Raw genomic sequence first — 23,684 nt, 5'->3', positions numbered from 1 at the left:
ATATAATATATATTAATTAAAAAAATTATCAAGGTCTAATAATATAGATGTACTATTTTGAACTGGTTTATTAACGATTGTAGTATTTTGAAAGGTATTTTGTAAAATAATTTGATTTTCTCTTTGGAAAACAATTTCTTGAACCGTGTGTAGATTATTAAATAAATTATTTGGTAGGATGTATAGTTTAGGTAAAATTATTTTTTCAACATCTTGATCAAATAAAAATTGATAAATATTTTGATAAGGTATTAACTTAGTTGCATCATAAGGATTTAATAATTCAATTTTTGTAAAATCTAAAATTTTAGTTTTTTGATTATAAATTTGATTGTAATTTACTCCTATTGATGAAGAATCAAAAATTTGTTTTCTAATTATTTTATTTCCCCCTTGGTTAGGAACAGCTTTTCCAAAAGAATTTTGTTGTACTTTAACATTTGTTCCTATTTCAAAAGAAACAGTTGCATTAAATGAGTTTGAACCTATTGTTTTGATGTCTGAAGTGTTTGTGCAAATTAAATTTTGATAAGAAGCAAAAACATTATCTCCTACAGAAGTAATACCTTGAAAATTTAATCGTGATATTTGAAGATTTGTAGATACTAAATAATTAGTTGGAATTGAAGATGCTCCTACAAAGAAATTTTCATCTATTGATTCAATTCTTGCATTAGAAAATTTTCTTGATAATTTATCAATTATGTTTTTACCTATTTGATCACTTCAAGTAATTTTTTTGATTGTAAAACTTGAATTAAAGAAATATTGAAAATTACTATTGATATCACTTTCATTAGGTAAAATGAAATGATTAATAGTTCGATATTCTTCACGTTTTTTAATTTCATTAGCAAATAATCAAAATTTATTAATTCAATTAGCATCTTGTCAATTTATATTAGTTAGAGAAGACATATCTCATACTTTTGTAGTTAAATCAAAATTAAAAAATGCTGCTAATTCTTCAAAAGATTCTGATGCAAAAATTTGAGCAAAAATACTTGTGGTTGGATTGAATAAATTACCAAAAACATTATATTTTGAAAAATCAAAATTGTAAATAGTTATTTCAGGAGATATTGAATTAAAAACATATTGTCCTAAAACAATACCATCTTTTAAACGAATATCATTTTTTAAATTAGAGCAATATGCAAAAGCATAATTATCTAGTTTTTCAATATTAGTAAAATCAAATGATGTTAATTTTGAACAATAATTAAAAGCATATTTACCAATAGAAGTAACATTTGGTAATGTTGCTGTAACTAATTCAGAACAATAATTAAAAGTTGAATCAGCTATTTGTGTTAATTGATTAAAATTAATAGATGTAATTTTAGTGTTACTAAAAGCTCCTATTCCTAGTTGGGATAAATTAGTAAAATTTAAATCTCCTGTAATTTGAGAATAAGCAAAAGCATTATCTGAAATAGTTGTTGGATTAAAATCACTTGCTAATGTTATTTGTAAATCTGATTTATTAAAAGCATTTGCTTCAATTGTTTGAATATTAGAAGATAGAGTAATTGTAAGATGAGATCAATTAGTTAAATTATCAAAAGTTGATTGCTTGATGGTGTCTATATTAGATGAATCAATAGATGAAATTTTATTTTCATATCCCGTTAAAAAATAATTTAAATTAGGATTGGTTTTAATATTTTCATTTTGATAAAACATGTCCAAATGCAAAATTTGTTTATCATCTAAAATTGTTGCATCTAATCAAGATTCTCTCTTTAGAGTAGCATTTGCAGATTGAGATAATGATTTAAATTTATTTCAAGTATTGAAATCGATCATTGCAACTTTAGAAGAAATATTAATTTCTTTATCTGTGAAATTACTATTTTTAAAAAAATCTAATGAAAAACTTAAATTTAATAAACTAAAGTCATCAAAAATGATTTTGTGAATTGGTAAAGGGTTAGAATTAAATGAATAAAAATAATTATCTAAAGTACTAATGATATTTATTAAAGATTGATTGTTAAAACTTAAATTTGTATTTTTACTAATAGTCAAAGAATTATTCTTTATTAAAGTAGTAATAGCATCATTAAATTCTCTTGTTATAACAGCTAATGAAGGTAAATAATATTTATTAATACTAATAATAAAATTAGGAATATTAATATTTTTTATTTTTCAAGAACTTATGTTATTTTCAAATTCATATGCTGTTTGACTAGCATTTTCAGTAAAAATGACTTCATTGCATTCAATACTAAAATTATTTAAAATGGATGTTTTAAATGAGGGTAAATATACACTATTAATACTTTTGTTTTGACCAAATGATAAGAATTGAGTTATTACTTTTAAAATGTAATTTAATTTATTTTCTCTTTCAGGATCATCTTCTTTAATAATATCTAATCTTAAATTTTTGTTTGAATCATAAAATGAATTAATATTATCTAAATTATCCAATCCATAAATAATAGTTGATTTATCAAAACACTCAGGATCATAATTAGTAATATGAGAACTTAAGGTTACTTCATTAATATAATTAGTTGTAAATAAATTTGCTTTTAAATTATTTAAAGTAGCATTGGGATTAAATAAAACACTTGTAATATTATTTCCTACAAAACTTGCTTCTGAATCAAAAGTAATAGAATCAAAAAAAGAAAAATCTAATTGATTAATAATATTTTTTCTAGAAAAATCTTTATTAATAGTTATTGATTTAACATCTGGTTTTTCAATTCTTATTAAAGTTTCTCCAAAATATCGAGAAGATAAATTCAATTGATCATTATTGAAATCATCATTATTAATAATTGTAAAAGTAATTTGATTTTCACTATTCATTTTTAAATGAGGTGTATGAGCTGATGTTGCAGGTGTTACATCTTCATTTAAATAATTTGATAATTTTAATTTAAATTTAAAATAACTTGTGTAATTATTCATATCCAAATTTTGAGATATTATTTGCAATTGAAAATTGATTCCAACAATAATGCTATTTAATTTGTCAAGATCAATATATTTTTGAATAAACTCACTATTTATAGGAGTAGATTTCAATAAATTAATTAAATTACTATTTTGATACTCTTCTTTTAAATAAATATTTTGACTTATATAATCACTAACTGCTTTGACATATTCATCCTCTGTTTTAAATCCATAACCTTGATGATGAAAAAGTCATTCATAAACTTCTCCATTATCTAAATTAGTTAGTTTTAATCTTGCTGTAATATTACTATCTTCAATTAAAAATCCTTGAGATAAAACTTCTAATTTTAAATTTAAGTTTAAATCATTTTTTTGAATATAGAAAAATTTTTGTCTTTCTAAATCATTATTTAAACAATCTTTAAAATATGTTTTAGGTATCCCTAAAGAATTAGGACTAATTTTTATTTTATCTTCTTCTAATAATTTTTGTAATTCATTAGTAACTATGGGTTTTTGATTATTGTCGCTTGGTTTTTGATTATTGTCACTAGACCCACAAGAAATTGTGGTTGCTGCTATCGTTAATGGAGATAAAGATAAAAATGAAAAAAGCACTATTTTTTTATACATGATATTTTTTTTCATCATAAATTAAATTATATTTTAATTTAAAGAAAAATAAAAAAAAGCTTAGTTAAAAGCTTTCCCAAATTGTAATCACAATCGCAACACTAATTAATTTATAAAATTATTAGAGGTTGGATTGTGATTTTTTTTATAAAAAAATCTTTTCCAACCCCTCCCCTCTGTACTATTCATTCATTTAAGGAAAGGAAAAGAAAAGATGTTAAATAACCAAAATAAATTATCTCATAACGAGAGATATTTAATAGATATTTTATTTAATCAAGAAACAAAAATCAATTTCTGAAATTGCCAAAACACTAAAACGATCTAAATCCACAATATCTCGTGAATTGAAAAGAAATACCTTTGATGGTTTTTATGATCACAATGTAGCGCAAGAAAAAACTATTAGAAGAAGATGACATAATCATTCAATGTATTTATTAAAATATGAAAAATTCACTGATCAGTTTATCCAAAAATTTGATAAAAGATATTCAGGAATTAAGACAACTTATTATAAATTACAAAATAATACAACTAAAATTACATGAAGACAAATATATAATTGAATTAAATCAAATCGATGAGAAATTAAAAGAAAAGATTTGTTAAGACAATATTATCTTAAGGGCAGAAAAAGAAAGAAAGGAATATTTTCTAAATTCACTAATTCTCTTATAATCCCTATATGAGCAAGGCCTAAATACATTGATAATAGACAAGAATTTGGTCATTGAGAGATGGATTTAATTATTGGAAAAAGAGAACATGGGTTTGAAAATCTAATAACTTTTCAAGAAAGACAAACAAGAATGGTTTTTATTGAAAAAATTCAATCTAAAAACCCTATGAAATTAAATTCAAAAGTTTATCAATTGATAAAAAGAAATAATTTATGTGTTAAATCTATAACCATTGATAATGGAATTGAATTTTCTAAGATTGGTTTATTAGCCAAATGATTAAAATGTATTGTTTATTTTTGCGAACCTTTTGCTTCTTATCAAAGAGGATCAAATGAACATGTAAATGGAATCATTAGAAGATTTTGAAAAAAAGGAACAGATTTTTCTTTATTATCTAATAATGATATTTTAGATACCCAAAATAAAATTAATAAAATGCCCAGAGAAATATTTAATTGGAAATCAAGTTATGATGTCTTTAATAAAATAAATAATTAATTTTAAAATTAATAGATCAAATTTGAAATTAATAATTTCAATTTTTCATTTTTAAACATTTCTTTTTTATAATAGATATAGTGTTGCAATTGTCATTACAAAAAAGAAAAGCTTAGTTAAAAGCTTTTTCTATAGTTTTTTTATTTTAAATTATTTTAAAACTTGTTGTTGTACATTAACTTGTTGAGTAGAATTGAATTTTTCAATAACTTCTGATAATCCACCAACAAAAGCAAATGTTGATTCAGGAATATGATTGAATTGTCCTGAAATAATTGCTTCTACTGAATCTAATGTATCTTCTAATTTAACAAATTTTCCTGGTGTTCCTGTGAATTTTTCACTGATTGTAAATGGTTGAGTCATAAATCTTCTTAATCTTCTACCTGTTTCAACAATTTGTTTATCAGAATCTGTTAAAGCATCAAATCCTAAAACATTGATAATTTCTTCTAATTTGATCAATTTATTTAAAATTTGTGTTGTGTTTCTTGCTATTGTAATGTGACGTTTTGAAGTAAATTTAATTGATAATAATTTTGATGAACTTGCTAAAGGATCAACAGCTGGATAAATTCCTTGTGCAGCCAATGCTCTAGATAAAATGATTGTTGAATCAAAGTGAGCAAATGTTGCAACAGGAGCTGGATCTGTAAAGTCATCGGCAGGGATATACATAGCTTGAATAGATGTAATATCTCCATCTAATGATGAGTTAATACGTTCTTGTAATCTTCCCATTTCAGAAACCAATGTTGGTTGATATCCAACAGTTGAAGGTGTTCTTTCTAAAAGTGTTGAAAGCTCTGAACCAGCTTGTACATAACGGAATACGTTATCAATGAATAATAGCACTGATTTACCTAAGTTATTTCTGAAGTATTCAGCTACTTTAACTCCTGTAAATCCTGCTCTTAAACGTAATCCAGGAGATTCGTTCATTTGACCAAAAACAAATGTTGTTTTATCAATGAATCCCAATTCTTTAGCTTCTTGTCATAATTCATGACCTTCACGAATACGTTCACCAATCCCTGTAAACACAGATAAACCATCATGGTGTTTAATGAAAGTGTTAATTAATTCTTGAACGATAACTGTTTTACCAACTCCAGCTCCTCCAAGTAATCCTGTTTTACCACCTTTTGCAATAGGAATTAATAAATCAATAACTTTAATTCCTGTTTCTAATAATTCTGTTTTAGGAATAATTTTATATCTATCTTTTTGGTTAACTTCTGTTACATATAATGGAGCATATTGTTTACCTTCTAGTGCATGACTAGGATCATCTAATACTCTTCCAATCGGATCAATAACTCTACCTAAAATTTTTGGTGAAATTTTAATTGAATATGGTTGGTTTTTTGAACGCACTTCTTGACCAATTGCCAATCCTTCTTCAGGTCCTAAAACGAATGCTGAAATTAATTTGTCATTAATAATTTCTGATACTTCTAATACTCTTGTTTCTCCATTTGGTAAGGTTGCTTCAAATGATGAACCAATAGCAACTTTTTCAGATGCTTGAATAATTTGAATTTTGTAAACTTGAGATTTTACTTCTGAAACAATACCTTTGATTACATAACCTTTTTGTTCTAAAGGTTTAATAGTATTTGTTCCTTTGAATTTTTTATTAACATTTTCTTTTCTTTTTAAGAATTCATCTGATGATTGAGCTTTAATAATAGCTGCAATTAATCTTGTTTTTTCTGTTCTTTCGTTTGATGGAATGTTTAACATATCTGCAATAACATTTAATTGAGCATCTAACATTAAAGCAAGATCTTCCATTTTGTAAACTTTAAATTGTGAATTATCTTCAGTTGTTTTTACTAAATCTACTTCTTCTGTTTTTTCTTTTGCTTTTGTTTCTTTAGTATTAGTATCTAATTTTTTAGTATTAGTATCTAATTTTATTGTTCTTGTTTTTCCTGTTCTTGTTGATTCAACTTTTTTAACAGTTTTTTCTAACAAAATAGTATTTGTACTTTTGTTTTCTTCTAATTTTTTCATTCTTGCAGCTTCTAATTCTTTTGTTTTAATAACAGCAACATCATCTATTTTTGGTTTACCATATTCTTCTTGGTTTTCATAGATTGTTTTACAAATTAAGTATTTGTTTTTAATATCAAAAGCAAGAATTTTTTTAATTAAGTCTTGTTTATTTGTTATGTTTGATGTTGTGATTTTTCCAATTTTAGCAGCTTTTTTTAAGTTGATAAAATCAAAAGCTTCTAAATATTTTCTACGATCAGCAGCTGTTTTATACACTTCATTAAATTTCATAAGCTATTCCTTTCTCTAGACCTCTTCTTTCATATGCTAGAAGAACTCTACCATCATTTCTAATATCTTTGAACACTTTAACAAATTCTGGATTATTTCTTAATCATTTATTTTCTGATAATAAGTGGTATTTTACCAATGGTAAAATAATGTGTTTCATGTATAGTCCAACAACTTCATCATCAATTGATTTTTCATTAACGATTTTAATTAATTTTTGACCTAAAACATCTTTTTCAAAGAATACTTTAATAATATCTCTTAAAACAATTAATAATTCATTTGATTTGTCCACAGCTTCATTGAAGAATAATGATAAGAAACCATTTTTTAACATTAAGAATAATAGTGATGTAACTTCTAATGAAACTACTTCATATTCATCTTGTTGAATAATAATTTCAAATGCTTTTCCTTTTGCAATTATTTCACGATCTTTTTCAGAAATATTAGAGTTAAATGAAGCAAATTTTTTGAAGTTTTCATATTCAGATACTAAGTTTTTTAGTCCTGAAGTTGCTCTTTGCATTGATTTTGTTTGAACTTGAGATCCTAGACGAGAAACTGAAATTGATATTTCAATAGCAGGTCTTCTACCTTCATTAAATATATCTACAGATGTATAAATTTGACCATCTGTAATAGAAATAATGTTTGTTGGAATATATCCTGAAATATCTCCATCCAATGTTTGAGCAATAGGAATCATTGTAATTGATCCTCCACCAAATTCTGGTTGGTATCTTCCACATCTTTCTAATAATCTTGAATGTACATAGAAAATATCTCCAGGGAATGCTTCACGACCTGGTGCTGATCCTGTTGATAATGATAATTCTCTATATGCATCAGCGTGGTTTGTTAAATCATCAAATACTACTAAAACATCTTCACCTTGTTCTTGTAGATATTCAGCAATTGAAGCTCCAAAATAAGGTGCTAAGAATTTTGATGCAGCTGAATCATCTGGTGCTGTACCAATAATAATTGTTTTTTGTAAAACACCTTTTTTCTCTAAAACGTTTCTAATTTCAATTAATTCTTCACGTTTTTTACCAATTGCTACATAAATGTTTAAAACATTTGTTTTTTCTTGTGAAATTAAAGCTGTAATAGCAATTGATGTTTTACCTGTAACAGCATCTCCAACAATTAATTCTTTTTGTCCTCTACCTATTGGTAAGATCCCATCAATAGCTACTGTTCCTGTTTGAAGAGGTTGATTAACTTCTTTTCTTGCATAAAGAGGTTTTGCTTCTGATAAAACAAATTTTTGAGCTAAAACTTTAACTACATCTACAGGATTACCTTCAACTAGAATTTCTGAATTAACATTAATTATTGCCCCAAAAAAGTTATTTAAAACAGAAACTGAAAATACTTTTCCTGTTGCAAAAGCTTTTTGTCCAACTTTTAATGTTTCTTGAGTATTTTTTCCAACTAAAGCTACATATGCACGATAAAAGTTAGCTTTGATTACAATACCATTAATTCCTTTTCCAAATTTAATTTCTTCAAAAAATTGATAAGAGTGTTGACCTTCAACAACAATAATGTCATCTTTGATAGAAATTATTGTTAATTCTTTTTCTTTCATATTTTTTCCTTTCTCTCTTATTTTCTAATTTCTCAAGCTACCATTTTTTTCAAGATAACTTTTTTTGCTACAGTTTCCGCTTCTTCTTGGTGTTTGATTAAGCTAAACACATTATTATTGATTTCATATTTTTTTGCAGTAAAGAAGCTTCCTAATTTATAAAAAGCTTTAATAGCTGTTTCATCTCTAGATAATTCTAAATATCTTTCTAATTCTGCAAGATCAATTGATTTTAGTTTAGAAAAATTTACATAAACATTTGCAATTAACTCATCAGGTAAAACACTGAAGTTACCATTAATAGAAATTAGTTTTTTATTTTCTTCTTTGATAAACATAACTTCTTGAGCTAATAAAAATATTTTTCTTGGTTTATTTTTTTCAAATTGAGTATTGTCTAATGATTCATTAACATTTGCATGTTGTTTTAAGGATATATCAACAATTAATCCTACAACATCAAACATAACTGCTTGATTTTGTTTTTTGTTAAAAATTGTTTGATTAGTTTTATGATTTGAGCCAGAATTGATATTTTCAAATATTTCAATAGGAGGGAAATCAATAGATACTAATGTAACTTTTGAAATAAATTCTTTTCCTTCATTAAAAATTGTTTCTAAAACTTTAGGATCAGTAGGAGTAGATAATAATAAATTTTCTTGCATTATCTTGTACCTCCTCTACCTGTTTTTAACAAAGCTGTGTCTTCAGATTTTTTCTTTCTAATTTTTTCTTCAAGAATGCTAGTTCCTTGACTTCTAACTTTAAATGCTGAGTATAAAACAATTGATGATTCAGTTTCTTTTTCTCTACGAACTCTATTTACTAAACGTTGGATTACAATCAATTCATCATGAATTTTATTTCTTTTTTCATCTAGCAATTGAATTTCTAATTTCAATCTTTGAATTTTTTCAATTAAACTAATTTCTACAATATTTTGTTTAATAATAGCTTTGATTAATTTGTATTTGAAAAAACTAATATTTGGAATAAAAGAAATGTCATTAATATCTATATCATGTAAGTGACTCGCATATGCAACGTTGATATTTTTCATTGATTCATTTGCATACATCATTGATTCATTTGAATTGTTTTTTGAAGAATTTCTGTAATTTTCTAAAATTGTTTTATCAATTTCTTCTTTTTCAAATGGAGCTAATTTTTTAGTTACTAATTCATGATTATCAGTATTTAGTTGAGCAATAATTAATGTTGCATCTGTAAATACTTCATTTTTGAATCCAATCTCTACTAATGTAGAAACTTTATTGATAAATTCATTATGATTTTCATAAAGTTCATAAGGGAAATGTTGAATAATATTTAACTCTAATTTTTGAGCAATTAAGTTTACACGATTTCCTATTGTTACAACTGAATCTGTTTTTTTTACTTTAGCTTCTAGAATTTCTTCTAATTTTTTGTATATTACTTCAGCATATTCGTCATTTTCTTTAGAATCAACTAAGAAATATATTTCTTCTTTATTTTTTGATTTATTGTCTTCTTCAATAAATGTTTTTTGTCCTTTAAAAAATTTTTGATTTATTTGATCTAAAAATACATGATTTGAATATTTGATTAGTTTCAAATTATCAAGAATTTTTTGTTGTTCATTTAAGATTTGTAAAATTCTTAACTTAGATATATCTAAATAGTTTTCAAAAAACTGTAAACTTTTTTCTTTACCTTTTAAGAATTTCATGTTTTTTTGAACATAACTCATCTATGAACCTCCTTTTTGTTTTTATCTAAATAAATTTTTGAATTTAAAATTATTCTTTATTTTTTGGAGATATTGGGCTTATAGATGAATTAAATCTAACAGCAGCAGCTTCTGAAATATATAATGATGTTATTCCTGATGCATTTCTAACCATAACTGTTCCAGGGAAGAATTCACATTCATGACCATTACTTAAAGCATTATCTAACAATTTAATAAATGCTTCAATTACCAAATGGTTTCTACCTACATTTTTAACTATTGATTGTCATTCAACAACTCCAATAGGTGGAATTAAAGCTGGATTTGCTATTGTTATAGGAATAATTTTTGATTTATCAAAACGAATAATATCAACAATTAAAACTGAATTTAAAATTACAGGATATCCAGCAACAATATCATCTTTAACAGTTTCAATGAAATTTTCAATTAATTCTTTTACTTCATTTAATTCAATAACTTCGCCATCATATAAATAAAGTTGTGTTTGAAGTGCAAGATCCATTATTTGTAATTTTGTATTTCTTTGTTCAATTTCATTGTAGTTTCAAATTGATTTATTTAAAACTAGGTTGTAGTTATCATATGAGTCAATTGAAGATAAAGGTTTAGCATTTAAATCATTAAAGTGTTCTGTTAAACCTTCAATTTTTTCTTTTCTTAGTTTACTTTCTTGGTTTACATAATCAATATCTGAATTTTTAATATCTACCAATTCTTGTGTTTGAGATAAAACATCTTCATATGATAATGTACCAGAAAACTTTTTACCTTCTTGTTGTGATTTTGATTGAAAAGAAACATTTGAATTATTTTTCACTAAATCAACATCAACCATCATTGTCTCAGCTTTTTGAATGTTATCTCTCATTTTCTTTTCTTCAATTACATCTTCCATTTGAATTGGACCTTCAGGAACAAGATCACTATTATTCACAATAACTAATTCTTCATTATTTTGAGTAGTTTCTTTATCTTTGCTCATTAATTTCTCCTTATATTTTGATTTGAAACACTAAAATTTTATATTTTATATTTAATGTTCATTTTGTACTTCTTATATTTCAAAAAAGTACAAAAAGCTTTTTAGTTCATTAGACAATACATATTTTTTAAACTAAATAGCTTAATTTAAATTTTATATATCTTTTATAGGAATTTCTCAAAAAACTACATTTTTTTATATAAAAATCAATTTTAATACACAAAAAAAGACCATTTTTTTAAAAAAGGGTACTTTTTACTTAACAAAAAGGAATAGCAAAAAAAGTTTTCCACATAGTATAACTTGGTGTTTTTTATCATTTTTTTGCTTTTTTTGTTGTTTTTTATCTAATTATTGGAATTGTCATGTTTTAATATTAAAATTTTTAGAAAAAGTTGATGTCGCTCTTAAATCACCTTTATCAATAACCATTAATAAATTAATGGTAATTACATCTGAATTTGATTCATATTCTTGTAGTGATTCTATTTCAAATGAGATTTCTCTTTCTTGGCCACTGCTTGTTACATAAATAAATGGTGCAGGAGGAATAAAATCTTGTACATTTCTATTAAATCTTTCAACAATTTTTGCAACACCAATTTCTCTTGCTTCAAAAGGACTTATTGCTACTTTTGGTATATAAACAAAAATATTACTTTTAGCCATTTCTACTAAAGGTTCTAATATAGTTTGATTATTTGAAACATATGCTGATATGTCTGATTGATTGGGTAAAGCAAATTCTCATTCAGTTACTATAGATGTATATTCATGTGTAAAAGATAAATTATAAATTTCTTTAGCATCGCTTAAGAATTTTGGTGATATAGTAGAAGAATCGATTGAAATGGACATAATAAAGTTTGCATAGTGTCTATTCTTATCATAAAATGTTGCATTTTTAATTTCATAAACAAAACTTTGCATATTAAAATAATAATTTGAAGGTTGAATGATTGCTTGAGAAATTTGTCTTACTTCAGATAATGTTTTTCCTTTTCATTCTTTTAATTTATTAGAATCACTTTGATATACTGGTTGTTTTTGATAATTATTATCATTATCTTCTAACATCAAAATAAAATCTAAATATTTTTCAATCATTTCTACAGGAACTGATCTAAATTTAATATTTTGATTATCATTTTGAAAAGTGATTGATTTTCCTTGCAATCCGTTGTATCCTTGATCTTCAACATCATCTACAACAGCATTTTCTATTCCTAAAGTCATAAAATTAATATATTTAGTAATTGAAACATTATTACTTTTATTAGTCAAATTAATTAATATTGGAACTAGAATAGAACTTTTATTTGCAGATAATGAAGGTTTTCCATTATTGCCATATGAATCTATTGCATCAAAATAAAAAGAGAATTTTATGTCATAATTTTTAAAATCAAATCCTAATTGTGTTAAATAATTATTTAATAATGCTTGATTTACAGAAAAATAAGTATTAATTAAATTAGAATCATCTAATAGTATTCTATATAATGGTTCTATTCTATTAGCTTGATTAACAAAAGAAGTAACTAAATTATTATTATTTTCACTTTGAAATTTTGTGCTTAAAAATGAGTCTAAGTAATTTTTTAATGAAATTGTTTCTTGTTCATTATTTGTTTGATTATTTGAACAAGAAACAGCAAAAGCAATAGGAGATAATATGCTTAATGAAAAAACCGATAATAAAGGCATAATTTTTTTGATCTTCATTAGTTAACCTCCAAGAAATAATATATTAAATTATTTTAATATAATTATTTTGAATATGAATAATAAAATAATCAATTTACACTTTTATTCTGAATATAGTTTTTTTGAAAGTCCCACTAAAATTAAAAATTATGTTGAATGAGCTAAAGAAAATAATTTAAATTCTTTAGTTATCACCGATCACAATAATGTTCATGGATTTGCTGATTTTAGAAAATATTGTTTTTTATATAATATAAAACCTATTTTTGGTATTGATTTGGATGTGGAAAATGTAAGATTTATTTTGCTTGCTAAAAATAATCAAGGTTTTCAAAAAATAAAATTATTAGCATATAATAAATCCAAAAATATTGAGATTAAAATAGAAGATATTTTATCTGATAATTTAGTTATTATTTTAAATCCCAATTTTGCTAAACATGACATTATAGAAGCATACAAAAATAAAATACCTAATTTATATTTTTATAACAAAGATTTACCAACTTCTAATATATATGTTAAAGATACTAGAATTCTAAATAAAAGTTTCTATAATTCATTAAAAATCATAAATGATTTAAAAGAAATTAAATTAGATGAAAATCAAGATTATAATATCAATTTAGAAATTGATATCAATGAAATACAAATGCAAAATATTCAAAAAATAATTAATGAATGTAATGTAACTTTTCAAAATTCTAAAGATATCTCGCTCCCTGCTTTTTGTGAAGATCCATATAATGAATTAAAAGAACTGATCAAAAAAGGATTAAATAATAGAAAAGATATTGTTAATTATGATAGAAATCTTGTTCAATCAAGAATTGAATATGAAATGTCTGTGATTAAAAAAATGAATATTGAAAATTATTTTTTAATAATAAGTGATTTAATTAATTGATCAAAAAATAATTCAATATATATCGGTCCAGGTAGAGGTTCAGTTTCAGGGTCATTAATTGCTTATCTAATTGGCATAACTCAAATCAATCCTTTAAAATATAATTTATATTTTGAAAGGTTCTTGAATGAAGAAAGAATAACTTTGCCAGATATTGATATTGATATTCAAGATGACAAAAGAGAAGAAGTTATTAATTATTTAAAGAATAAATATGGTTTTGATAATGTGGCTCAAATATGTACTTATCAAAGAATAGGTTCTAAGCAGGCTTTAAAAGATTGTGGAAGATTTTTAAATATTAGTTTTTCAAGAATGAATGAAATTACTAAATTAATTTCAGGTTCTGATTCATTACAAACATCTTATGATACTAATGTTAAATTTAAAGCTTTGATTGATTCAGAAGAGATTCTAACAAAATTATTTCAATATTCTTTATTAATTGAATCTTTACCTAGACAAATAGGAATTCATGCAGCCGGTGTAGTTATTGCTAATAAACCTATTATCGATTTAATTCCTATTATGGATATAGATAATAATAAAGTAACTCAATTTTCAATGGAATACATCGAAGAATGAGGATTATTAAAAATAGATCTGTTAGGATTAAGAACATTAACTATTATTAAAAAAATTGAAGAAAATATTAAACAAATTTTTGATCCTAATTTTGATTTTGAGCAAATACCTTTAAATGATGATAAAACTAATAAATTATTAACCAATGCTAAAGTTTTAGGTATATTTCAATTAGAATCACCTGGAATGATGGCAACTTTAAAAACAGTTCAAATCAATAATTTTGATGATTTAGTTGATGTTATTTCCCTTTATCGCCCTGGTCCTCTTTCAAACATTCAGGAATATATAAAAGTTAAAAATGATAAAAGTAGTTTTCAGTCAATTAATCAAGAATATGATGAAATTATTAGCAAAACCAATGGAATAATAATTTACCAAGAACAAATTATGGAAATAATCCAAAAAGTTGCTAAGTTAAGCTTTTCAAAAGCCGATATTTTAAGAAGAGCTATAAGTAAAAAGAAAAAAGACGATATTTTAGAAATGGAAAAATTATTTTTAAAAGGTGCTTTAAAAAACAATTATAAATTAGATGTTGCACAAAAGATTTACCATGAAATTGTTAAATTTGCTGAATATGGATTTAATAAATCTCATGCTGTTGCTTATGCTACTTTAAGTTATCGTATGGCTTATATGAAAGCTAGATATCCACTATGTTTTTACATAGGAATTATCTCTTTAACATATTCTACAGATTCTATTAATAAAATAGTAATGGAAGCAAAAGAATTGAAGTTTAATATTAATTCTCCTTCAATTAATAAAATATCAAGAGAAATTTATCATGATAAAAAAAATAATATGTATTTACCATTAACTTTTATTAAAGGGCTTGGAGAAGTTGCTAATAACAAAATATTAAATGATTTTGAAAATAATGGTAAATTTCAAGACTTTTTTGATTTTATTGCAAGAATGAAAACAATTAATATAAATAACTCAATTATTGATATTCTAATTGAATCAAATACTTTAAGAGATTTTGGAAATATGAATACTTTAATAAACAACAAAACAAAAGCATTATCTTATGCATCCATCGCTTCTTTTAAAGATACTAATACTAATGAGATTATGTTAGATAGCAAAATTAAAAAACCATTATTAGAAGTTTTCCCTGAAGATTTAGAACTTGAATCGAAAAATGAAATTAAATATCTAGGAATGATTTTTAATGCTTTTATAACTTCTAAATTTGAATCTCAAGATAAATTAATTAACTTAAAACCAGGTGTTGAATATAAAATTGCTTTATTAGTTACAAAGAAAAAGGAAATTACAAATACTAAATTTAAATCAACATCTTATTTTATTGAAGTCTGTGATTCTTCTGGAAAAGAAGAAATTTGGTTTAATAGTAAATATAAACATATATTTGATGAAATTAAAGTGAATACTATTGGATATGCAACGATTATTAAAAGTACAAGAAATAATAAAATCTACACAAATTTATATGAATGAAAGGTAATTGAATAATTATGAAAAAAATTTTATTAGTAGATGGTAATTTATTGCTTTTTAGATCTTTCTATGCGGCGCAAGTTATTGTTAAAGATCAACCCATCAATATGGGGATTCATTTATTTTTTAATACCTTCTTAGAAATATTTAAAAAAGAAAATTATCAATATGTATTTTTTGCTTTTGATGCTATCGGACCTACATGAAGACATAATGAATATAGTCAATATAAATCTGGAAGAAAAAAAGCACCTGAAGATCTTTATAAATTAAAAGATATTATCTTTGAAATCTTAAAAACTATGAAAATTTCTTTTGGTGCTTTAAGTGGTGATGAAGCTGATGATTTAATAGCCACATTGTGCATTAGATATAAAAATGATTTTATTATAGATATTTTTTCAGAAGATAAAGATTTGTTGCAATTAATTGATAATAATGTAAATATTATTATGAAAAATAAAGATAAAAACATTAAAGATAAGTATGCAAAAATTAATATGGATAACTTCTATACAATCTTTAATTTTTATCCAAAACAAATCCTTGATTACAAAAGTATAGCAGGAGATAATTCGGATAATTTACCTGGCATAACAGGAATTGGACCAAAACAAACAATCGATCTTTTGCAAAGATACGAAAATATTGAAAATATTTATTTAAATATTGATCAATTAACACCAAAACAACAAGAGTTATTTAGCAAAAATAAAGAACAAGCATTATTGTGTAAAAGATTAGCTACTTTAAATACTAATGTAAATATGTCAAACGATTTAGATGATATGTTTATTAAAATTGAGAATATACAAAATAAAGATGTTGTAAATATTTTAAATAAATATTATTTAAAAAAAATTTTAAATATCATTAGTAATTTAAATAACAATTTATAATTATTTTGTATATGATGGAAAATGATAATTTAAATCAAAAGTTTGTAGATATACAAGCTTTTAAATATAATGGTGAACTTTATCGTCAATGAAATGGTGTTAAAGTTATAAGTGATGATAACAACTATGTTTGTTGTTTTTTATATAAAACAAAAGTTGTTGAAAATAAAGATCAAAAATGAATTATTAAAGAGCCTACACTTTGATTTTTTTCTAAGAAATATTTTTTCAATTTGACAATTCTATGAAGAAAAAGTGGACTTCACTATTACATTAATTTGGCAAGTCCTTTTTATTTTGAAGATAATACAATTAAATATATTGATTTTGATTTTGATGTCAAAATATATCCAGGAAAACCTTTTCAAATAGTAGATCATTATGATTTTGAAAGAAATAAAATTAAATGGTATAACTCAGATATCATTGATGTAATTTATCAAAATTTAATTGAAATAGCTAAAAAATATCAAAATAGAGAAGATATCTTTGATGAATATTATGTTTATCAAATATTTGAATCATTAATAATGATGAAAGAAATTGATAAAAAAAATTTTAACCACACAGATGATTAAAATTTACTTATTCTGGTATTTAAAATAAAATATATGGCGCGCCTGGAAGGACTTGAACCCTCAACCTTTTGGGCCGTAACCAAACACTCTATCCAATTGAGCTACGGGCGCATATGGAGGCACCAACCGGATTTGAACCGGTAATCAGGGTGTTGCAGACCCATGCCTTGCCGTTTGGCTATGGTGCCATTTTTTCAAACTATATTTAATTCTTAATTATATATCAAGAACAACAAAATTAATGCTTGACTTCTAAGAATTCACCATTTAGAATTTTTGCTACCCCTCCTCTTTTGTGGTTTGGGCCAATATGTGTTGCTACATTTAATAATTTTATAGAACTATTTTTAACAGCAATTAAAGCTCCTACTTTATTTAAAGTAGTTGTATCATTTTCACTATCACCTATGTGAACAGTGTTTTCAATATTAATATTCAAAATATTAGCAATTAATTGTGCACCCTTCCCTTTTGTGGCACTTTTATCTGTAATTTCAATTATTTTGTCTCTTCCTGATGTCTTAACACTAACACCTGAAACCTCTTTGCGAATTTTTTCTGATAAGCTTCAAACTTTTTTTGCTCTAATTAAACCAGCAATAACAATTTTATTTACAACATTTTCCTTATATTGATATTTTTTAATTGGTTTTCATTTTTTTCTTCATAAAAATCTAAAAGGAGCAAATAATCAATAATTAGAATAAATTAAAAATTCTGAATTTATTGTAAATCCTAATCTCTGTTGTCTTGTAATATCTACAATTTTAGTTACTTGTTCTTTATTTAAAGTAATGTTCTTAATAACATTGCCTTCATCATCAACAATAAGAGAACCGTTTTGGCATATTGCATACTTAATATTTAGTAAATGCATAATTTTTTTTACTTTATTACTATATGATCTTCCTGTTGAAATGATAAATGGAATATCTTTTTGAATTGCATGAATTGCCTCTATATTTTTTTTAGATATTTTTTTATTTCATTTATCAAATAATGTGCCATCTAAATCAATAAAGAAAGCTTCTACATTAAAAGTTCTATTATTTGTTGTGACTTGCATTTATTTTTTCTATAATCTCCACTCATGATTCGAAAGGTTGATATCCTAAAAATGATTCTATAATTTTATTATCTTTTGCAATTGCAATTGTAGGGGTAACTGATATTTTAAATTCTCTTGCTAATTCTCGATTTTCTAAAATATTAATTGATGCCACTGAACAAATATTTTCATCTACTAATTTTTCTAAAACAGGAGTCAACATTAAACATGGACCACATGCTGGACTTGTAAAATCAATTAATAAAATACCCTTATTAGATTTAATGATATTTTCTAATTCATTAAATGAATTTATTTCAAACATTTGTTTTTTCATATTCAAACTCTTTCTTAATAAATATTTTAATATGATTTTGCAAATAGTACAAAATTATTTGTAACTTCATTTGTCATAATACATTTATCTTCTTTGATATTAAATATATTAGATACTAAAATACATCTTGATGTTGCCAGTGTTTCTTCCTTAATTTTTTCTTCTCATTTAAATGAATCTTTAACTATTGGTACTACCACAAATTTTTGTTGTTTTATTAATTTTTTAAATTCTTCATAAGAATTACAATAAACCAAATTCTCTTTTAATCTTTTTTGAGAATTTTTATATAAGTTGTTATGTATTTCTTCTAATAAATTATTTACAAACAACAAAATATTTGATATTTGAACTGGATATTTTTCTAATGTATCTCTTCTAATAACAAGAACTTCATTTTTTTCAATTTCTTTTGGCCCGATTTCTATTCTAATTGGAATACCTTCAATTTCTGATTGAGATGCTTTAAAACCAACTGATTTATTGCTATTATCTATTTTTGATGAAATATTATTATTTTGTAATAATTCCAAAATTTGTTTAGATATTTCTTTTACTTTTTCATTTTTATTAGCAAGAACTTCAATAAGAATAACTTTAATTGGAGCAATTCTTGGTGGCATTACAATACCTCTATTATCTCCATGACCCATAATAATTGCACCTATTGATCTTGTTGATAAACCTCAAGATGTTTGATAAACATTAACTAGTTTATTTGATTGATCTTTAAATGATACATCAAACATTTTAGAAAAATTTTGACCTAAATAATGAGATGTTGCAGCTTGTAAGGCCCTTCCATCCTTCATCATAGCTTCGATAGTTCATGTTGTATCTGCTCCAGCAAATTTTTCTTTTTCAGTTTTCTTACCACAAATAACATCTAAAGCTAAATAATTTTTATAGAATTTTTGATATGTTTGAATCATATCTTCTGTAAATTGAATAGCTTCTTCTGCATTACTATGTGAGGTATGTCCTTCTTGTCATAAAAATTCTGTACTTCTTAAAAAAGGATTAGTTGTAGTTTCTCAACGAACAACATTAGATCATTGATTATAAATTTTAGGTAAATCATTATATGAATTGATCTCAGATTTAAATAATTGAGCAAACAAAACTTCTGAAGTTGGTCTAACATAAATATCTTCATTTAATTTTTTGTCTCCAACTTTAGTTATGGTCGCCAATTCTGGAGCAAAACCTTCAACATGATCTTTTTCTTTACTTATTAAACTTTTAGGAATAAATAAAGGTAGATAAACATTTTGCGCTCCCTTTTTTTTAATTATTTCATTAAATACTTTTGTGATATTTTCTCAAATCCCATATGAGTTTGGTTTAAAAATCATTGTCCCTTTAACAGGACCGTATTCAATTAAATTACCATTTATTATTACATCTACATATCATTTAGCAAAATCTTCTTCAATTGGTGTAATTTGATTTATTAATTTCATAGATATAATTTTAACAAATTATAATAACAAAACAATACGAAATAAATATTTTATAATATTAAAAACTATGAAAAAATTTAAATGATTATTTGTTGATTTTTTTGTTTTATCAGTTATTTTTGTTTTATCAATTTTGATTGTTGTTTTAGGAAGATGAACTTGAAAATGAGCAACAATCTTTTTTATTGCTACATATATTTTCAATTTTGTTTTTATTACTTTTTCTCTAGTTAATGATGATCATAGTACAGAAAAAATGTCTTGAATATTTTTTATGATTTGCTTTCCTTATGTTGGATTAGTTTTCTATATGTTATTTAGAATTAGAAGAGATGTAGGAGTAAATTGAGAAAAATTTGAACAGGAATTTCAAGAATTTAAAATAGAAAATTATAAAAATAAAAATATTAAAGAATTTGTTGGTTCATGACAAGAAAAATTAATAAGAAAGAATTTTCATAATACAGAATTAAAAATTTTTAAACATGGATATGATGCTTATGAACATCTTTTGAATGATATAAAAAATGCTAAAAAATACATTCATATTGAAATGTATATTATTAAAGAATCTGAAATATATGAGAAATTAAAAAGACTATTATTTGAAAAAGTTAAAGAAGGAGTAGAAGTAAAAATTATATTTGATAAATTCGGATCGTGAAAAGTTCCAATAGATGAATTTAAATATTTAAAATTTATGGGAATTGATTTATGTTTTTATAACGTTCCTATTTATCCTTATGTTAGACACACAGACAACAAAAGATTGCACCAAAAGTTTTTTATTATCGATGGAGAAGTAATACATTTTGGCGGATTAAATATTACTGATGAATATTGATCATTTTCTAAAAAATATGGGTATTGAGCTGATTCGAATTTCTCCGCTAAAGGAAAAATTGTTAATGAATATCAAAGTTATTTTTTATTTGACTGATATAAAATTACAAATCAAAAATTGAATAAAAATAATTATTTATATCAAGAAAAATCAAAAGTAAAAGCTAATTGTAAAATATTAACCTTCAATGAAACCCCATTAAGAAAAGATAAAATTTTAGAACAATCTCTAGTTTTTTGAATTAACAATTCAACTACAGAAATTAAATTAGTAACACCATATTTTATCCCTACTTTTAATATTTACACAGCATTAAAAAATGCTTTAAAAAGAGGGGTAAAAATTGAAATGTATATCCCTGGAAAACCTGATAAAAAATTCACCTACAAAGCTTCCATATTTTATAGCAACAGTTTATCTCGTTATGGAATGAAAGTTTATGCATTAAATAATACATTTTTACATGCAAAATTTGCTACTTTTGATAATAACTTTGCTTATATTGGTACAAATAATCTAGATATGAGATCTTTTTATTCAAATCAAGAAGGAATTAATTTATTATATGGAGATGCAGTTATCAAACAATTAAATAATATTACAGACTTTTATAAAGAATTATCTATAGAAAGAAAATATAAAAAATACAATAAAATAAGAAAAATTTATAGTAAATTTATTTTTAAATTATTTAGCCCTCTAATGTAAGTTTGTTAGTTGAATTATTCATTATGAAATTCTTTGAACTTACCAATTGCAGAATCAAAAGTAAACTGAATAGTACCTATAGATCCATTTCTATGTTTTGCAATATTTAATTCAGTTAAATGTTGATGCTTAAATTTATTTGCTTCTTCATCATCATCTTTTGTATCTTTGTTGTAATAATCTTCACGATATAGAAATGCAATAATATCTGCATCTTGTTCAATAGAACCAGATTCTCTTAAATCTGACATCATTGGTCTTTTAGATTCTCTCTCTTCTACTCGACGATTTAATTGTGAAAGAGCAATAATTGGAACTTCTAATTCTCTTGCTAATTGTTTTAATGATCGAGAGATTTTAGACACTTCTTGCTGTCTATTTCCACTACTATAAGCATCTAATGGGATCAATTGCATATAGTCAATAATTACTAAATCTAATTCTCCTTTTTCTTTTAATCTTTTTGTTTTTCATATGATTTCATTTAATCTTATAGAACCTGAATCATCTATAAAAAATTTTTTATCTTTTAATTGATTATATGCATAAATAATTTGAGATTGTTCATCTTTAGTTAATCTAGATGGTTCTTTAAAATGATAATTATTAACAGAAGCAATTGATGCAATCATTCTTTGCATTAATTGTTCTGCTGGCATTTCTAAAGAAAAAAAGACTACTGACTTATTTTGCAAAATCACATTCATAGCAATATTTAAAGCAAAAGCTGTTTTTCCTACAGATGGTCTAGCCGCTAAAATTATCAAATCTCCTTTTTGCAATCCTGCTGTAATTCCATCTAATGTATGAAAACGAGTTTTAAGTCCTTTAATAAGCTTCTCTCCACTCAATACATCATCAACAACTTTTTTAGCAACTTCAGAAGCCAACAAGAAATCTGAATTAATATTTCTACCTTCTAATTTAAATAAATCATTTCTAATTTTTTCAATCATTAAATTTGATGGATTATTGTTTACAACTTTTAAAGAAGACTCTAAAGCATTCTTTAATCTATTTTTTGTTGCATTTTCATTAATAACATCTTGGTAATAATTTACTGATTGTAAATATCCGGCATTATTTAGTAAATGATTTAAATATTGATTATTAATTATTTTAGTTAAAGAGTTTTTTATCAAATAATTATTAATAATAGCTAAATCAAATTCTTTAATGTTATTTTCATAAAAATATTTAAACATTTTAAACATCTCTTGATTGGGTTTATTAGAAAAATAATCAAAATCTAAATAAACAAAAACATTGGAAATGTTTTCATCTATTTTATTGTTGGTTAAAATTAAACCTAATAATGCTTCCTCTATTTCAATAATGTTTTGATTATTTTCCATATTCACCTATAACTTTAACTTTTAAAATTGCTTCAACATTGTGAAATAATTTTAATTTAATTTTAGTAATCCCTAATGAATTAATATGAACTGATGGAATGATATGCTTATCTAATTTAAATCCCTTAGCAATTAATTCTTGATTAATTTTCTTAGAACTTATTGATCCATGAATTACATCATTAGTTACTTTTAGTGAAAAAACTAATTCTAGTTCTTCAATTTTTTCTTTTAAAGCTAGAGCTTCTTTTTCTTGTTTCGCCAATTCTTTTTGTTGATTTTCTTTTTTAATTTCTAATTCTTTGCTAGTACTATCATTTATAGGAACAGCATAACCATTTTTAATTAAAAAATTTGTACCAAATCCATTAGATACTTCAATAATATCATCTACTTTATATTTTTGGTATTGCTTAATAATAATTACTTTCATAT

Annotated in this window: 17 protein-coding genes, 2 tRNA genes and 1 pseudogene; 6 read left to right on the top strand and 14 right to left on the bottom strand. The window is 23.9% G+C overall.

Features of this window, described 5'->3' with window-relative positions; translation table 4 throughout:
- Nucleotides 1-12 precede the first annotated feature (12 nt).
- A complete protein-coding gene (locus ACJA29_RS00295; RefSeq protein ID WP_406602639.1) occupies nt 13-3,570 on the bottom strand; it encodes a leucine-rich repeat protein in 3,558 nt (1,185 codons plus the stop codon).
- Between the two features lie 245 nt (nt 3,571-3,815).
- Between ACJA29_RS00295 and ACJA29_RS00290 the strand changes: the two are divergent.
- Together ACJA29_RS00290 and ACJA29_RS00285 are read left to right on the top strand one after the other, a co-directional pair.
- Nucleotides 3,816-3,866: pseudogene (locus ACJA29_RS00290) on the top strand (hypothetical protein); the annotation flags it as partial.
- Between the two features lie 33 nt (nt 3,867-3,899).
- Entirely contained in the window at nt 3,900-4,736 is an 837-nt protein-coding gene (locus tag ACJA29_RS00285; protein WP_406602638.1) for an IS30 family transposase, read from the top strand.
- 150 nt (nt 4,737-4,886) lie between these two features.
- Here the strand turns inward: ACJA29_RS00285 and ACJA29_RS00280 are convergent, their stop codons facing one another.
- The 6 genes from ACJA29_RS00280 to ACJA29_RS00255 form a co-directional block, all read right to left on the bottom strand.
- Nucleotides 4,887-7,028, bottom strand: coding sequence for an MMOB1670 family gliding motility ATPase complex subunit (locus ACJA29_RS00280; protein WP_406602637.1), 2,142 nt, complete (start codon nt 7,026-7,028; stop codon nt 4,887-4,889).
- On the bottom strand, nt 7,018-8,625 hold the full coding sequence (locus ACJA29_RS00275; RefSeq protein ID WP_406602636.1) for an MMOB1660 family gliding motility ATPase complex subunit: 1,608 nt from the start codon (nt 8,623-8,625) through the stop codon (nt 7,018-7,020). Before ACJA29_RS00275 ends, ACJA29_RS00280 begins: the two co-directional genes overlap by 11 nt.
- Nucleotides 8,626-8,642: 17 nt before the next feature.
- Entirely contained in the window at nt 8,643-9,293 is a 651-nt protein-coding gene (locus tag ACJA29_RS00270; RefSeq protein ID WP_406602635.1) for an MMOB1640 family gliding machinery internal complex protein, read from the bottom strand.
- Complete coding sequence (locus ACJA29_RS00265; RefSeq protein WP_406602634.1) at nt 9,293-10,360, bottom strand: MMOB1630 family gliding motility ATPase complex subunit; 1,068 nt, start codon at nt 10,358-10,360, stop codon at nt 9,293-9,295. The genes ACJA29_RS00270 and ACJA29_RS00265 overlap by 1 nt, the downstream gene beginning before the upstream one ends.
- A 49-nt stretch (nt 10,361-10,409) precedes the next feature.
- A complete protein-coding gene (locus ACJA29_RS00260) occupies nt 10,410-11,348 on the bottom strand; it encodes a hypothetical protein (protein WP_406602633.1) in 939 nt (312 codons plus the stop codon).
- 351 nt (nt 11,349-11,699) lie between these two features.
- Nucleotides 11,700-13,073, bottom strand: a complete 1,374-nt coding sequence (locus ACJA29_RS00255; RefSeq protein WP_406602632.1) for a hypothetical protein — start codon at nt 13,071-13,073, stop codon at nt 11,700-11,702.
- Between the two features lie 55 nt (nt 13,074-13,128).
- Between ACJA29_RS00255 and dnaE the strand changes: the two genes are divergently transcribed.
- From dnaE to ACJA29_RS00240, 3 genes are read left to right on the top strand one after another with little or no spacing between them, the layout of a single operon-like run.
- Nucleotides 13,129-16,032, top strand: a complete 2,904-nt coding sequence (gene dnaE / locus ACJA29_RS00250) for a DNA polymerase III subunit alpha (protein WP_406602631.1) — start codon at nt 13,129-13,131, stop codon at nt 16,030-16,032.
- A 2-nt stretch (nt 16,033-16,034) separates the two neighbouring features.
- The gene (locus tag ACJA29_RS00245) at nt 16,035-16,916 is read left to right on the top strand and encodes a 5'-3' exonuclease H3TH domain-containing protein (protein WP_406602630.1); all 882 of its coding nucleotides are present in this window, start codon (nt 16,035-16,037) and stop codon (nt 16,914-16,916) included.
- A gap of 11 nt (nt 16,917-16,927) precedes the next feature.
- Nucleotides 16,928-17,494, top strand: a complete 567-nt coding sequence (locus ACJA29_RS00240) for a DUF402 domain-containing protein (RefSeq protein ID WP_406602629.1) — start codon at nt 16,928-16,930, stop codon at nt 17,492-17,494.
- 34 nt (nt 17,495-17,528) lie between these two features.
- Here the strand turns inward: ACJA29_RS00240 and ACJA29_RS00235 are convergent.
- From ACJA29_RS00235 to proS, 5 genes are all read right to left on the bottom strand, one after another.
- Nucleotides 17,529-17,605 (bottom strand) — tRNA-Arg (locus ACJA29_RS00235).
- A gap of 3 nt (nt 17,606-17,608) precedes the next feature.
- Nucleotides 17,609-17,682 (bottom strand) — tRNA-Cys (locus tag ACJA29_RS00230).
- Nucleotides 17,683-17,732: 50 nt separating this feature from the next.
- Nucleotides 17,733-18,560 carry a Cof-type HAD-IIB family hydrolase gene (locus ACJA29_RS00225; RefSeq protein ID WP_406602628.1) on the bottom strand — a complete coding sequence of 276 codons (828 nt, stop codon included), beginning with the start codon at nt 18,558-18,560 and terminating at the stop codon, nt 17,733-17,735.
- Nucleotides 18,541-18,879 carry a thioredoxin family protein gene (locus ACJA29_RS00220; protein ID WP_406602627.1) on the bottom strand — a complete coding sequence of 113 codons (339 nt, stop codon included), beginning with the start codon at nt 18,877-18,879 and terminating at the stop codon, nt 18,541-18,543. Before ACJA29_RS00220 ends, ACJA29_RS00225 begins: the two co-directional genes overlap by 20 nt.
- Before the next feature lie 26 nt (nt 18,880-18,905).
- Complete coding sequence (gene proS / locus ACJA29_RS00215; RefSeq protein ID WP_406602626.1) at nt 18,906-20,342, bottom strand: proline--tRNA ligase; 1,437 nt, start codon at nt 20,340-20,342, stop codon at nt 18,906-18,908.
- A 67-nt stretch (nt 20,343-20,409) separates the two neighbouring features.
- Between proS and ACJA29_RS00210 the strand changes: the two genes are divergently transcribed.
- The gene (locus ACJA29_RS00210) at nt 20,410-21,894 is read left to right on the top strand and encodes a phospholipase D-like domain-containing protein (protein ID WP_406602625.1); all 1,485 of its coding nucleotides are present in this window, start codon (nt 20,410-20,412) and stop codon (nt 21,892-21,894) included.
- A 14-nt stretch (nt 21,895-21,908) separates the two neighbouring features.
- Here the strand turns inward: ACJA29_RS00210 and dnaB are convergent, their stop codons facing one another.
- Entirely contained in the window at nt 21,909-23,249 is a 1,341-nt protein-coding gene (gene dnaB, locus ACJA29_RS00205; protein WP_406602624.1) for a replicative DNA helicase, read from the bottom strand.
- Nucleotides 23,239-23,682 (bottom strand): 50S ribosomal protein L9, encoded by a 444-nt coding sequence (gene rplI / locus ACJA29_RS00200; RefSeq protein WP_406602623.1) that lies wholly within the window; start codon nt 23,680-23,682, stop codon nt 23,239-23,241. The genes dnaB and rplI overlap by 11 nt, the downstream gene beginning before the upstream one ends.
- Nucleotides 23,683-23,684 lie beyond the last annotated feature (2 nt).

It is taken from the genome of Metamycoplasma sualvi (assembly GCF_045276925.1).
Lineage (GTDB): Bacteria > Bacillota_I > Bacilli_A > Mycoplasmatales > Metamycoplasmataceae > UBA710.
Note: the sequence above shows the minus strand (reverse complement) of the source record. Positions and strands in the feature narration are given on the sequence as shown.